Origin of the sequence: Pseudomonas sp. HMSC08G10 (genome assembly GCF_001808425.1) — a bacterium.
GTDB classification, from domain to species: Bacteria; Pseudomonadota; Gammaproteobacteria; order Pseudomonadales; family Pseudomonadaceae; genus Aquipseudomonas; species Aquipseudomonas guariconensis.
This window is the reverse complement of sequence record NZ_KV793294.1, coordinates 19,135-32,196: the sequence shown is the minus strand read 5'-3', so window position 1 is coordinate 32,196 and position 13,062 is coordinate 19,135. Positions and strand designations below refer to the sequence as shown.

Below are 13,062 nucleotides of genomic sequence, written 5' to 3'. Positions count from 1 at the left end.
CCGCTCCTACCGGTACTGCGCTGCGCTTATGGGTAGCGATATCCCTGTGGGAGCGGCGTTGGTCACGGACAGGCCGGGACAGGTTCAGCCCTGCTTGACCTCGCGCATAGGCTTGCCCTTCACCGGTGCGCCATTGGCTACGTAGTACTTGGCGGTGCTGCGCGGCAGCGGCTTGCGGCCACGGATCTTGTCCGAGATTTTCTCGGCGATCATGATCGTGGTGGCGTTGAGGTTGCCGGTGATGATGATCGGCATGATCGACGCGTCGACCACACGCAGGCCCTGCATGCCGTGCACGCGGCCTTCGCCATCGACCACCGCCATGTCGTCGGTGCCCATCTTGCACGAGCAGGACGGGTGGAAGGCGGTTTCGGCGTGCTCGCGGATGAACTTGTCCAGTTCCTCGTCGGTCTGCACGTGGGCGCCCGGGCTGATCTCGCGACCACGGTAGGGATCCAGCGCCGGCTGGGCCATGATCTCGCGGGTCAGGCGGATGCCGTCGCGGAATTCCTGCCAGTCCTGCTCGGTGGCCATGTAGTTGAACAGGATGCTTGGGTGCTGGCGCGGATCCTTGGACTTGAGTCTGATGCGGCCACGGCTAGGCGAGCGCATCGAACCCATGTGGGCCTGGAAGCCGTGTTCCTTCACGCCGTTGGAGCCGTTGTAGTTGATCGCAACCGGCAGGAAGTGGTACTGGATGTTCGGCCATTCGAACTCAGGACGGGTGCGGATGAAACCGCCAGCCTCGAACTGGTTGCTGGCGCCGATGCCGGTGCCGTTGAACATCCATTCGGCGCCAATGGCTGGCTGGTTCCACCACAGCAGCGACGGGTACAGCGAAACCGGCTGGGTGCACGCGTATTGCAGGTACAGCTCCAGGTGGTCCTGCAGGTTCTCGCCGACGCCTGGCAGGTCGTGGACGACCGGGATATCGAGGCTTTCGAGCAGTTCGCGCGGACCGACGCCGGAGCGTTGCAGCAACTGCGGCGAGGCGATGGCGCCGGAGCTGACAATGACCTCCTTGCGGGCGCGGGCTTCGACGCGCTCTTCGCTGTCGCCGACCAGGTAGGTCACGCCGATGGCGCGCTTGCCGTCGAACAGCACGCGGTCGGTCAGGGCGTGGGTGACGATGGTCAGATTCGGACGCTTCTTGGCCTGGTCCAGATAGCCGCGGGCGGTGCTGGAGCGACGACCGTTCTTGGTCACGGTACGGTCCATCGGACCGAAGCCTTCCTGCTGGTAGCCGTTGAGGTCTTCGGTACGCGGGTAACCCGCCTGCACGCCGGCTTCGACCATGGCGTGGAACAGTGGGTTGTTGCCGGCTTTAGGCGTGGTCACGCTGACCGGGCCTTCACCGCCGTGGTAGTCGTTCGGGCCGATGTCGCGGGTTTCGGCCTTGCGGAAGTACGGCAGGCAGTCCAGGTAGGTCCAGTCTTCGAGGCCTGGCAGTTTCGCCCAGCCGTCGAAGTCCATGGCGTTGCCGCGGATGTAGCACATGCCGTTGATCAGCGAAGAGCCACCCAGGCCCTTGCCACGGCCACATTCCATGCGGCGGTTGTTCATGTGCGGCTCAGGATCGGTTTCGTATGCCCAGTTGTAGCGACGGCCCTGCAGCGGGAAGGCCAGGGCGGCTGGCATCTGGGTACGGAAGTCGAAGCGGTAGTCGGGGCCACCGGCTTCCAGCAGCAGTACAGTGACGCCGGCGTCTTCGGTCAGGCGGGTCGCCAGGGTGTTACCGGCGGAGCCGGCACCGACGATGATGTAATCGTATTCTTTGGACATGAAAGTACCCTCATGTTGGCGGTGATCAGGGAGCGGAAACGCCCGTGCGCAGCGGCACGGGCGTGGCTAGACAGGGTTCAGAAAACCGAGTTGTAGCCGCCCAGCTCGACCTGTACCGACTTGATGCGAGTGTATTGAGCCAGCGAGCTGACACCGTTCTCACGGCCGACGCCCGACTGCTTGTAACCGCCGACCGGCATTTCGGCCGGCGATTCGCCCCAGGCGTTGATCCAGCAGATGCCCGCTTCGAGCTTGTGGATGATGCGGTGGGCGCGGCTGATGTCGTTGGTGCAGACGCCGGCGGCCAGGCCGTACTCGGTGTCGTTGGCGCGACGGATGACTTCTTCTTCGGTTTCGTAGGTCAGAATGCTCATGACCGGGCCGAAGATCTCTTCCTTGACGATGGTCATGTCGTCGGTGCAGTCGGTGAAGACGGTCGGGGCAACGAACGCGCCCTTGGCGAAGTCACCGGCCATCAGACGCTCGCCGCCGCACAGGACGCGGGCACCTTCTTCCTTGCCCTTGGCGATGTAGCCCAGGACGCTTTCCATGTGCGCGAAGCTGACCAGCGGACCGAAGTTGGTGTTCTCGTCTTCCGGGTTGCCGACACGGATGCGGGCGACGCGTTCGGCGATCTTGGCTTCGAAGGCCGCTTTCATCGACGACGGGATGAATACGCGAGTGCCGTTGGTGCAGACCTGACCGGAGCTGTAGAAGTTGGCCATCATGGCGATGTCGGCGGCCTTGTCCAGGTCGGCGTCGTCGCAGATGATCAGCGGCGACTTGCCGCCCAGTTCCATGGTGACTTCCTTGAGCGTGGAGCTCGAGGCGCTGGCCATGACTTTCTTGCCGGTGGTGGTGCCGCCGGTGAAGGAGACTTTCTCGATGCGCGGGTGCTCGGTCAGCCAGGTGCCCACTTCGCGACCGCTGCCGGTCAGGACGTTGAACACGCCGTCCGGCAGGCCGGCTTCGGTGTAGATCTCGGCCAGCTTCAGGGTGGTCAGCGAGGTGACTTCCGAAGGCTTGAAGATCATGGCGTTGCCGGCAGCCAGGGCCGGGGCGGATTTCCACAGGGCGATCTGGATCGGGTAGTTCCAGGCACCGATACCGGCGGTCACGCCCAGTGGCTCGCGGCGGGTGTAGACGAAGGAGCTCTCGCGCAGCGGGATCTGCTCGCCTTCGATGGCAGGAACCAGGCCTGCGTAGTATTCCAGCACGTCGGCGCCGGTGACGATGTCGACGTAACGGGTTTCGGAGTAGGACTTGCCGGTGTCCAGGGTTTCCAGCATGGCCAGCTCGTCGTTGCGCTCGCGCAGAATCTCGACGGCGCGGCGCAGGATGCGCGAACGCTGCATGGCGGTCATTGCGGCCCAGACTTTCTGGCCGCGCTCGGCGCTTTCGACGGCGCGCTCGACGTCAGCCTGGGTGGCACGTTGCACGTGGGCGAGGACTTCGCCGGTGGCCGGGTTGATGGCTTCGAAAGTGGCGTCGGTGCTAGCGTCGACGTAACCACCATCAATGTAGAGTTTTTGCGTTCCGAAACGGGCCATAGTGTCCTCGCAAGTGCAGTGTGTGGTTGGCTACCGCGTCACGCTCCTGCCTGGTTGGCAATCGCCGCGCGCGGTTGTTCAGAGGCCTGGTCGGTAGTGTCCAGACTCTGCTGTTTAGCCAGTTGTAGATCCATGTATTCGTAAGCAATCCGTATTGCCTGGTCGGTGTCGAATGCATCACCGGACAGCGCGCCACGCAGCCACAGGCCATCGATCAGGGCCGCCAGCCCGCGGGCAGCCTTGCGCGCATGGTAGAGCGGCAGGACGCGGCGGAACTGGCAGCACAGGTTGGAATACAAGCGGTGGTCGTTGATCCGCTGCAACCTGTGCAGGTCTGGCTGGTGCATGCTGGAGGCCCAGAAGGCCAACCAGGTTTTCATTGCCGGGCCGTTCACCTGGCTCGCATCGAAGTTGCCCTCGATGATCACTTTCAGGTGGGCGCGCGGGCTGTCGTCCGTCAGTGCCTGGCGACGCGCCGCAACGCCTTCGTTGAGCATGCTCATGATGTAACCCATCGTCGCTGCGATCAGGCCGTTCTTGTCCCGAAAGTAGTGACTGATGATGCCGTTCGACACACCGGCCAAACGGGCAATCAGCGCAATGCTGGCATCTCCCAGTCCCACCTGATCGACCGCCTGCAACGTGGCTTCGATCAACTGCTGGCGGCGGATGGGTTGCATACCGACCTTGGGCATGTTGCATATCTCCTCAGGCCTGCGAGCAGACGACGAGCGGCTGCCTCGGCGAAGGCCAGTCTATTTTGTTTTGATTGAACGTTCAATCAATAAAGAATAAGCTCTGCGACAATTTGTGCCATTGACAGTTTTTCAGCTGATCGAGAAGGCACGGATTGACACCCCAGGAAATCGCGTAACCCCCGGAATACAAGGCGTTGACGGGCAAGAGCGATGCGAAATGCAGATTCCGCCGAGCGGTCATGGGCCGCGCGGGCAGCCACTGGAGCGGGCTTGGATCTGTTTTATTTGCAACGATTCGATTCGGGATCGCGATTTCCTAGGTGCTTTTATAACACCTGATGCTGTGGGGCTATTGCACCATTTGCTCGGGAAGACTGATTAGCCTCCACTCCCGCACTGCCCGGAGCATTCGTGCAATGAGTTCTGCCTCCCTAACCAACCCTCCCGCCGAACGGGTACGGGTCAACCGCGTTGTGTTCTATACCTCCGCGTTGCTGGTCCTCGTTTTGACCGCCCTGCTTATCGCTGTCCCTGAAACCGCCGGCCGTGTGCTGAGCGTGGCGCAGGCCTGGCTGACCCGTACCTTCGGTTGGTACTACATGCTGGTGATCTGCGGATACCTGCTGTTCGTCGTCTATCTGGCCTTCTCCGACTTCGGCAAGCTCAAGCTTGGCGGCAAAGATGACCAACCCGATTTCAGCTACGGCGCCTGGGCCGGCATGCTGTTCTCCTCCGGTATCGGTATCTCGCTGCTGTATTTCGGCGCCTCCGAGCCGCTGGACCATTATTTCAACCCGCCTGAAGGTGCCGCCGCGAGCCATGAAGCCGCGCGCCAGGCGCTGCAACTGACCTTCCTGCACTGGGGCCTGCATGGCTGGGCGATCTACGCCCTGGTTGGCTTGGCCGTGGGCTACTTCGCCTATCGCCACAACCAGCCGTTGGCCCTGCGTTCGGCTCTGTACCCGCTGGTCGGTGAGCGCTGGGTCAAGGGCGCTGCCGGCAACGCAGTGGACATCTTCGGCATGTTCGTCACCTTGCTGGGCCTTGTGACCAACCTGGGTATCGGTTCGATGCAGGTGGCGTCGGGTCTTGAGTACCTGTTCGGCATCGACCACAGCAAGACCAACCTGCTGGCGGTGATTCTGGTCATGGCCGGCGTGGCGACCGTGGCTGCTGTGTCGGGCGTGGAAAACGGCATCCGCCGTCTGTCCAACCTGAACATCATGCTGTTCAGTGGTCTGTTGATCTTCGTTCTGTTGGGTGGCAACACTCTGCACCTGCTCAATGGCTTCGTGCAGAACATCGGTGACTACCTCAATGGCATCGTGCTTAAGACGTTCGACCTGTACGTCTATGAAGGCGACGGCGCCAAGTCCGAGCGCTGGCTGGGCCTGTGGACCGTGTTCTACTGGGCCTGGTGGATCTCCTGGGGCCCATTCGTCGGTATGTTCATTGCCCGTATCTCCAAGGGCCGTACCGTGCGCCAGCTGGTCAGTGGCGTGCTGTTGATCCCGCTGGGCTTTACCCTGGCGTGGCTGTCGATTTTCGGCAACACCGCGCTGGACCTGGTGGTTAACCAGGGCGCTGTGGAGTTGGGCAAGACCGCGTTGGAACAGCCGTCGATGTCGATTTATCAGTTGCTGGAATTCTTCCCGGCAGCCAAGTTCGTCATCGGTGTGGCGGTGTTCGTCGGCTTCGTGCTGTTCCTCACCCCGGCCGACTCCGGCGCGGTGATGATGGCCAACCTGTCGTGCAAAGGCGGCAAGGTGGACGAAGACGCCCCGCACTGGATGGTGGTGTTCTGGTCCGTCGTCATTACCCTGGTGACCATCGGCCTGCTGTTCGCCGGTAACTTCGAAGCCATGCAGACCATGGTGGTTCTGGCTGGCTTGCCGTTCTCCGTGGTGCTGGTGCTGTTCATGTTCGGTCTGTACAAGGCCATGAAGCAGGACGTTGCGGTCGAGCAGGAGCGTGCCGAACTGGCTGCCCGTGGCCGTCGTGGCTTCAGCGAGCGCCTGAGCCAGATGGATCTGCAGCCGAGCCAGGCCGTGGTCCAGCGCTTCATGGACAAGTACGTCAGCCCGGCGCTCAAGGAAGCCGCCGCGCAGATGCGTAACCAGGGCTTCGATGTCGAAGCACGTGCCGGTCACTCCCGTTCGCTGATGGGCCTGCGCGTGATGATGGAAGAGGGCAATCCCTTCGTCTACGAAGTGAGCCTGGATGGCTACCAGGCCGCGCCGAGCGAGGCCGCGGCAGAAGGTGAGGCAGAAGTGCGCCAGCGTTTCTACCGCGCTGAGGTCTACCTGCATGATGGCAGCCAGGAATACGACCTGATGGGCTTCACGCCGGAGCAGATCGTGCGCGACGTGCTGGATCAGTTCGAAAGTCACCGCCAGTTGCTGGGGCGTGTCTACAGCTGATAGCGCCTGAGCTTGTCACGACAAAGGCCCGACTCACGAGAGTCGGGCCTTTGTCGTTTCAGGGGGCTTGCAGGAGCAACAGGTCTTCGCGTGGCGCCGAGTGGTGTTTGGCGATGTCCTCGGCTTTGGTGCAGAGCTTCAGGGGCAGGTCCTGCCATTTGAATTCCTGGCTGGCATGGCGAAGCATTTGGTAGCCAGCCGGCTCGTTGCAGTCGAGGGTCCCGGGTGGGCCGTGCTTGATGCGATAGCACTGAAGGTCCGGCGGGGCGATCTTCCAGGTGACCTTCATGTCGCCGTTGTCGAGACGCTCTAGGGTCATGTCCGGATCGGGAACGGGCGCTGGCCAGAGCATCCGCGCAGAAGGCCAGGCCTGCATGCCGGGCACTGGGCCGGCCAACGCAGGCGAGGCAATCCAGGCGAATGCCAGTCCTAGGCAGATCGAATGTCGCGCGAGCATGGTGACCCTCCTTATTTGTGTAGAAGGGTCACTGTGAGTGCTGAAAGTGAGCGCAGCGCGGTACATCTTTAGTGAAGCGTGATGGCTTCAGCGGTTGCTGTAACGGCCATGCTTGCCATGGGCGGGCATGGCCTGGTTGCTCCGTTCGGCGATCATCTGGTGAAGGCCGATCAGCTCTATGCCCTGCTGCTTGAGTCGGGGAAGTTCTCGTTCCAGCACGTCCAGGGTCTGAGGGTAGGGGTGGCCGATGAGCACTGCCGAGCCTTGTCTGCGGGCCAAGGCCACGCCCTGCTGCAGCTGCGCGGAGATGGCCTCGGTGGTGCGGGTATCGTCCAGGAAGACATCTCGCGAAACATGCGCCAGTCCAAGTGCCTGGGCCTTGGCCGCGGCCACGGTGGCGGCACTGGTGCGGCTGTCGACGAAGAACAGGTGGCGCCGCTGCAACTCTCCCATCAGCCAGGCCATGGGCTCGGCCTGGGAGGTCATGCGGCTGCCCATGTGGTTGTTGATGCCAGCGGCGAAGGGCACTTTGGCCAAGGCGGCATCCAGGCGGCGGGCGAGCTCTTCGATAGGGGTGCCTGGGTGCCAGGCGTACGGGCCGGTGGCAGGGTCCATGGGCATGTGCAGGATCACCGTGCGCCCGGCTTTGTGGGCCTGGCGGGCGAAGTCGGTGGCATGGGGCGTATCGGGCATGATCGCCATCGTGATCGGGCCCGGCAGGGCGAGGGTACGGCTGTCGCGCTCGCTGCTCTGGCCCAGGTCGTCGATAATGATGCTCATGTAGGCCTTGGCCGGCGCCGCATGGGCGGTGCCGGCCAACAGGCAGAACAGCGTCAACAGCAGGTAACGCATGAGACGGGTCAGTCGCCCTTGGTGATGTTCAGGCCTTTGAGCAGGCTGAGGGCTTGGCTGAGCTGGAAGTCACCATCCTGCGGCCGCTCCTTGCGCTTGCTGCTGCCGGTCGGACGGTCGGCACCGCCGTTGCCGTTGCCCAGGTGGCCCTGCAGGTCGGCTTCCTTGAAGTTCTCGGTGTCCGCTTCGGCGGTGAGCTTGGCTGGGCGTACCTCGATGTCCGGGACAATGCCCTGGGCCTGGATCGAACGGCCGTTGGGCGTGAAGTACAGCGCGGTGGTGAGCTTGAGCGCACGGTCGTTGTTCAGCGGCAACACGGTCTGTACCGAGCCCTTGCCAAAGCTGTCGGTGCCCATCAGCACCGCACGCTTCTGGTCCTGCAGGGCGCCTGCGACGATTTCCGAAGCCGAGGCGCTGCCGCCGTTGATCAGCACCACCAGCGGCACGCCTTCGCTGGCGTCGGCCCGGTCGGCGGAGAAGCGCAGCTCGGAGTTGGCGATGCGGCCCTTGGTGTAGACGATCAGGCCTTTGGTGAGGAAGTGGTCGGCCACTTCCACCGCCGATTGCAGCACGCCGCCGGGGTTGTTGCGCAGGTCCAGGACCACGCCGCGCAGTTTCTTGCCGTTGTCCTTGCGCAGCTTGGCCAGTGCCTTGCCGACTTCCTCGCCGGTCTTGACCTGGAACTGGGTGATACGGATGTAGCCGTAGTCGTTCTCCAGCAGCTGACTCTTGACGCTCTTGACCTGGATCACCGCGCGGGCGAGGGTCACGTCGAAGGGCGTGCCGCCGTCGCGGACCAGGGTCAGGGTGATCTTCTCGCCCACCTTGCCGCGCATCTTGTCCACAGCTTCTGTCATGGTCTGGCCGCGGGTCGGGGCGCCGTTGATCTTGACGATCAGATCGCCCGCCTCGATGCCGGCGCGCGAGGCCGGGGTATCGTCGATCGGCGACACCACCTTGACGAAGCCGTCCTCCATGCCCACTTCGATCCCCAGGCCGCCGAACTCGCCGCTGGTGCTTTCCTGCAGCTCTTGGAAGTCCTCTGGCCCCAGATAGGCCGAGTGAGGATCGAGATTGCTCAGCATGCCCTTGATGGCGTTTTCCAGCAGGGTCTTGTCGTCCACCGGCTCGACGTAGGCGGCCTTGATGCGATCAAGGACCTCGGCGAAGGTGCGCAGCTCATCCAGCGGCAGTGGCGCCTTGGCGGTCACCTCGGTGGCCGGTACCGCCGCGCGGCTGGCCGGTGCGGCCGGCTCGGCGGCGGAAACCAGGGGCGCGCCGACCACCAGGGCGATGGTCAGGGCCAGCTGGGTGAGGCGAGACGAGTGCAGCATGTCGAACGAACTCCTGATCCTGTTGGTGCTCCCTCGAAGGAGCATCGGCGCAGCTGTGGCTATGCCGTAAAAAAGGTGACTAACCGCGGCACCACTGCGAAGGGTCGGTGGGGCGACCCTGCTGGCGAATGGCGAAATACAGGCCCGAGCTGTCCTGTCCACCGCTGTCGCCAACGGTAGAGATGGCCTCTCCGGCCTTGACGATGTCGCCGGCGCGCTTGAGCAGGCTCTGGTTGTGGCCGTACAGGCTCAGGTAACCATTACCATGGTCGAGAATGACCAGAAGTCCAGCGCCACGCAACCAGTCGGCGAACACCACGCGCCCGCCGTGTACGGCGCGCACCTGGGTGCCCGGGTTAGCGCCGATCATCACACCGTCCCACTTGGCCCGGTCATCGCCACCGCGTGCATCGCCGAAGCGTGCCAGCAATCGACCATTGACTGGCCAGGGAAGTTTTCCGCGGGCAGCAGAAAAAGCGCCGCCGTAGCTTGCGCCTTCGCTGGAAACGAGGGGGCCGAGGGTGGTGCGGGCTTTTTTCGGGGCTTCTTCTTCGTTGGCGGCAAGGGCCTGCTGCTGGCGGCGCTGCTCTTCGGCCTGCTGCTGGGCTAGCAAGGCTTTCTTGCGGGCCTCTTCGGCTTCGCGGGCCTGGCGGGCGAGGGTTTCCTCGATGGTCTTGAGGACCTTGGTCAGCTCGGCCTGATCCTGCTGGCGGGACTGCAGTTTCTGGTCGCGAGCCTGCATGTCGGTGTTGAGCTTGGCCAGGACTTGCCGGCGTTCGTTGCGCACGGCCTCAAGTTCCTGGCGGCGGCTGTCGAGGTTGCCACGCTGGGCCAGCAATTGCGCCTGTTGGCGGCTGATGTCCTGCTCGACGTTGGCCAGCTGGCGCAGGGTCTCGTTGAAGGTGCGCAGTTGTTCGAGGCGCGCCTTGCTCAGGTAGTCGTAATAGGTGAGGGTGCGGGCGAATTTCTCGGGATTCTGCTGGTTGAGCAGCAGCTTGAGGTATTCCTCGCGGCCGCTCTGGTAGGCGGAGCGGGCCTGGATGGCGATCAGTCGCTGTTGTTCAACGCGGGCGCTCTGGAGTTTTTTTTTCTCGGTATCAAGGCGCTCCAGCTCGCCCTCGGTCTTTTTTAGTTCTTGTTGCAGAGCCTCCACCTGCTTTTCCAGGTCGCCGATTTCGGTCTCGGTGGACTTGAGGTCTTTCTGCACGCCGGACTTTTCCTCCTGGAGCTTGCCCAGCATCTTCTTCAGCTCGGCGATGTCCTGGCGGGTGGCTTCCAGTTGTTGCTGGGTCTGCGCGCGCTCGTCGGCAAAGGCCGGGCTGAGCAGGCAGGACAGGGCGAGTAGGATCAGGGCGCGAAGCATGGAGTTGGGCGTACCAGGGATGGAGACTGGCCTAGTATGCCCGCCTGGGCCTGCAAAAAAAACGTCTCGCAGTGTCAGCGGTCAGCTTCAAGCTGCAAGTGTCAAGAAACAGCGAGCGCTGGCCCGCTTTTTATTGCCACTTGCAGCGTGTGCCTCGCGACGTGTGGATCAGTCGTCGACGAGGATCGACGTACCGGTCATTTCGGCAGGCTTTTCCAGGCCCAGCAGCTTGAGCATGGTTGGCGCCACGTCCGCCAGCACGCCGCCTTCACGAACCTTGAGGTTGCGCTTGCCGACATAGATGAACGGCACAGGCTCGGTGGTATGGGCGGTGTGCGCTTGGCCCGTGCAGGCGTCTTCCATCTGTTCGACGTTGCCATGGTCGGCGGTGATCAGCGCTTCGCCGCCCACCTTGTCCAGTGCCTGGACGATGCGTCCGACGCAGCCGTCCAGCGCCTCGACCGCCTTGACCGCGGCTTCGAACACACCGGTGTGGCCGACCATGTCGCCGTTGGCGTAGTTGACCACGATCACGTCGTAGCGCTGCTGCTCGATGGCCTCGACGATACGATCGGTGACTTCCGGTGCGCTCATTTCCGGCTGCAGGTCGTAGGTGGCGACCTTCGGCGATGGGATCAGGATGCGCTCCTCGCCTTCGAACGGCTCCTCACGCCCCCCCGAGAAGAAGAAGGTGACGTGGGCGTACTTCTCGGTCTCGGCGATGCGCAGTTGGGTCTTGCCCTTCTTGGCCAGGTACTCGCCGAGCACATTGTCCAGGCTGGCTGGGGCGAACGCGGCCGGGGCCGGGATCTTGGCCGAGTACTGGGTCAGGCCAATGTAGGCGGCCAACTTGGGCAGGCGGGCGCGGGGGAACTCGTTGAAGTCTGTCTCGACGAATGCGCGGGACAGCTCGCGGGCACGGTCGGCGCGGAAGTTCATGAAGATGACGGCATCGCCGTCCTCGACCTTGACGGCTTCACCGATGCGGGTGGCTTTGACGAACTCGTCGCTTTCGTCACGGGCGTAGGCCGCTTCCAGGCCGGCCAGGGCCGATGGCGCGGTGTGGTCGGCGACGCTGTCGACAATCAGGTTGTAGGCGGCGCTGACGCGGTCCCAGCGGTTGTCGCGGTCCATGGCGTAGTAGCGACCGATGAGGCTGGCGATGCGGCCCTTGCCCAGCTTGGCGAAGGTGGCATCGAGCAGTTCGATGGACGACTGCGCGCTGCGCGGCGGAGTATCGCGGCCATCAAGGAAGGCATGCAGGTAGATCTTGTCGGCGCCACGCTGCGCGGCCAGTTCGGCCATCGCAATGAGGTGATCCTGGTGGCTGTGTACACCACCGTCGGACAGCAGGCCAAGAATGTGCACGGCCTTGCCGGCGCCTGCGGCCTTGTCGACCGCGCCGGTGAGCACCGGGTTGCTGAAGAACTCGCCATCGCGGATGGCCTTGGTGACCCGGGTGAAGTCCTGGTACACCACTCGCCCGGCACCGAGGTTCATGTGACCGACCTCGGAGTTGCCCATCTGGCCGTCAGGCAGGCCGACATCCATGCCGGAACCGGAGATCAACCCGTTGGGCTGGCTGGCGCGCAGGCGATCGTAGACCGGGGTATTGGCGGCGAAGATGGCGTTGTACTCGGGGCTTTCGCTATGCCCGAAACCATCCAGGATAATCAGGACCAAGGGTTTTGGCGTGTTCGTCATCAATCCTACTCACGGTTGCAAGATGATAAAGACACGCATTTTAGGGCAAATCGGCCAGCGGCGGCCAATTTCCTCCAAATGAACGGGCAATGCCCGACAGGCTGTCGATGCGGGCGATTTTCCAGCGGGCCTGCCGGGCTTTGGCGGGCCTGGGGGGCTGTGTATACTGGCCGGCATTTTCAATCGCGTGGAACACCCTCAGATGGTTGCTAACCTGATTCAATTTGCGACAAACCACTACATCCTGGTGGCGATCTTCGTTGTTCTGCTGGTCCTGCTGCTCATCAACGAAATCCGCCGCGGCGGCCAGAGCCTGAGCAACGGCCAACTGACCGCGCTGGTCAACGCCGACAAAGGCGTGGTGATCGACATCCGTCCGAGCAAGGAATACTCGTCGGGCCACATCGTCGGCGCCCTGAACATCCCGCAGGACAAACTGGTCAACCGTATGGCCGAGCTGGACAAGCACAAGGGCAAGACCCTGATCGTTGTGGACAGCATGGGCCAGCAGTCCGGCACCATCTGCCGCGAGCTGCTCAAGGCTGGTTACACTGCCGCCAAGCTCAGCGGTGGCGTTTCCAGCTGGAAAGCCGATAACCTGCCCCTGGTGAAGTGATCATGAAGCCTGTCATCGTGTACTCCAGCGACTATTGCCCCTATTGCATGCGTGCCAAGTACCTGCTCGAGAGCAAGGGCGTGGCCTTCGAGGAAATCAAGGTCGACGGCAAGCCGCAAGTGCGCGCCGAGATGAGCCAGAAGGCGGGCCGCACCTCGGTACCGCAGATCTGGATCGGCACCACCCACGTTGGCGGATGCGATGACCTCTATGCACTGGAGCGGGCGGGCAAACTCGATGCCCTGCTCGAGGCCTGAATCACAGCTCTTACATAACCATTAGGAAA

The 13,062-nt window shown here is 63.0% G+C and carries 11 protein-coding genes; 3 read left to right on the top strand and 8 right to left on the bottom strand.

Annotated features, from left to right (window positions below):
- Positions 1-84: 84 nt before the first annotated feature.
- The 3 genes from betA to betI form a co-directional block, all read right to left on the bottom strand.
- Positions 85-1,782, bottom strand: a complete 1,698-nt coding sequence (gene betA / locus HMPREF3173_RS04365) for a choline dehydrogenase (RefSeq protein ID WP_043212515.1) — start codon at positions 1,780-1,782, stop codon at positions 85-87.
- A 77-nt stretch (positions 1,783-1,859) separates the two neighbouring features.
- Positions 1,860-3,332 carry a betaine-aldehyde dehydrogenase gene (gene betB, locus HMPREF3173_RS04360; protein WP_070571691.1) on the bottom strand — a complete coding sequence of 491 codons (1,473 nt, stop codon included), beginning with the start codon at positions 3,330-3,332 and terminating at the stop codon, positions 1,860-1,862.
- Between the two features lie 38 nt (positions 3,333-3,370).
- Positions 3,371-4,027, bottom strand: a complete 657-nt coding sequence (gene betI / locus HMPREF3173_RS04355) for a transcriptional regulator BetI (RefSeq protein ID WP_070571690.1) — start codon at positions 4,025-4,027, stop codon at positions 3,371-3,373.
- Positions 4,028-4,446: 419 nt separating this feature from the next.
- Between betI and HMPREF3173_RS04350 the strand changes: the two genes are divergently transcribed.
- A complete protein-coding gene (locus HMPREF3173_RS04350) occupies positions 4,447-6,450 on the top strand; it encodes a BCCT family transporter (RefSeq protein ID WP_070571689.1) in 2,004 nt (667 codons plus the stop codon).
- A gap of 58 nt (positions 6,451-6,508) precedes the next feature.
- Here HMPREF3173_RS04350 and HMPREF3173_RS04345 read toward each other — a convergent pair whose 3' ends face one another.
- The 5 genes from HMPREF3173_RS04345 to gpmI all read right to left on the bottom strand — a co-directional run bounded on the left by HMPREF3173_RS04345 (position 6,509) and on the right by gpmI (position 12,160).
- The gene (locus HMPREF3173_RS04345; RefSeq protein ID WP_070571688.1) at positions 6,509-6,907 is read right to left on the bottom strand and encodes a hypothetical protein; all 399 of its coding nucleotides are present in this window, start codon (positions 6,905-6,907) and stop codon (positions 6,509-6,511) included.
- Between the two features lie 87 nt (positions 6,908-6,994).
- Positions 6,995-7,759 (bottom strand): divergent polysaccharide deacetylase family protein, encoded by a 765-nt coding sequence (locus HMPREF3173_RS04340; RefSeq protein WP_070571687.1) that lies wholly within the window; start codon positions 7,757-7,759, stop codon positions 6,995-6,997.
- A gap of 8 nt (positions 7,760-7,767) precedes the next feature.
- On the bottom strand, positions 7,768-9,093 hold the full coding sequence (locus HMPREF3173_RS04335; RefSeq protein WP_043212530.1) for a S41 family peptidase: 1,326 nt from the start codon (positions 9,091-9,093) through the stop codon (positions 7,768-7,770).
- Between the two features lie 79 nt (positions 9,094-9,172).
- On the bottom strand, positions 9,173-10,456 hold the full coding sequence (locus tag HMPREF3173_RS04330) for a murein hydrolase activator EnvC family protein (RefSeq protein WP_070571686.1): 1,284 nt from the start codon (positions 10,454-10,456) through the stop codon (positions 9,173-9,175).
- A 168-nt stretch (positions 10,457-10,624) separates the two neighbouring features.
- The gene (gpmI, locus tag HMPREF3173_RS04325) at positions 10,625-12,160 is read right to left on the bottom strand and encodes a 2,3-bisphosphoglycerate-independent phosphoglycerate mutase (RefSeq protein ID WP_070571685.1); all 1,536 of its coding nucleotides are present in this window, start codon (positions 12,158-12,160) and stop codon (positions 10,625-10,627) included.
- Between the two features lie 202 nt (positions 12,161-12,362).
- Between gpmI and HMPREF3173_RS04320 the strand changes: the two genes are divergently transcribed.
- Both HMPREF3173_RS04320 and grxC read left to right on the top strand, forming a co-directional pair.
- Positions 12,363-12,776, top strand: a complete 414-nt coding sequence (locus HMPREF3173_RS04320) for a rhodanese-like domain-containing protein (protein ID WP_043212541.1) — start codon at positions 12,363-12,365, stop codon at positions 12,774-12,776.
- A gap of 2 nt (positions 12,777-12,778) precedes the next feature.
- The gene (gene grxC, locus HMPREF3173_RS04315) at positions 12,779-13,033 is read left to right on the top strand and encodes a glutaredoxin 3 (RefSeq protein WP_043212544.1); all 255 of its coding nucleotides are present in this window, start codon (positions 12,779-12,781) and stop codon (positions 13,031-13,033) included.
- The last annotated feature ends 29 nt before the right edge of the window (positions 13,034-13,062 follow it).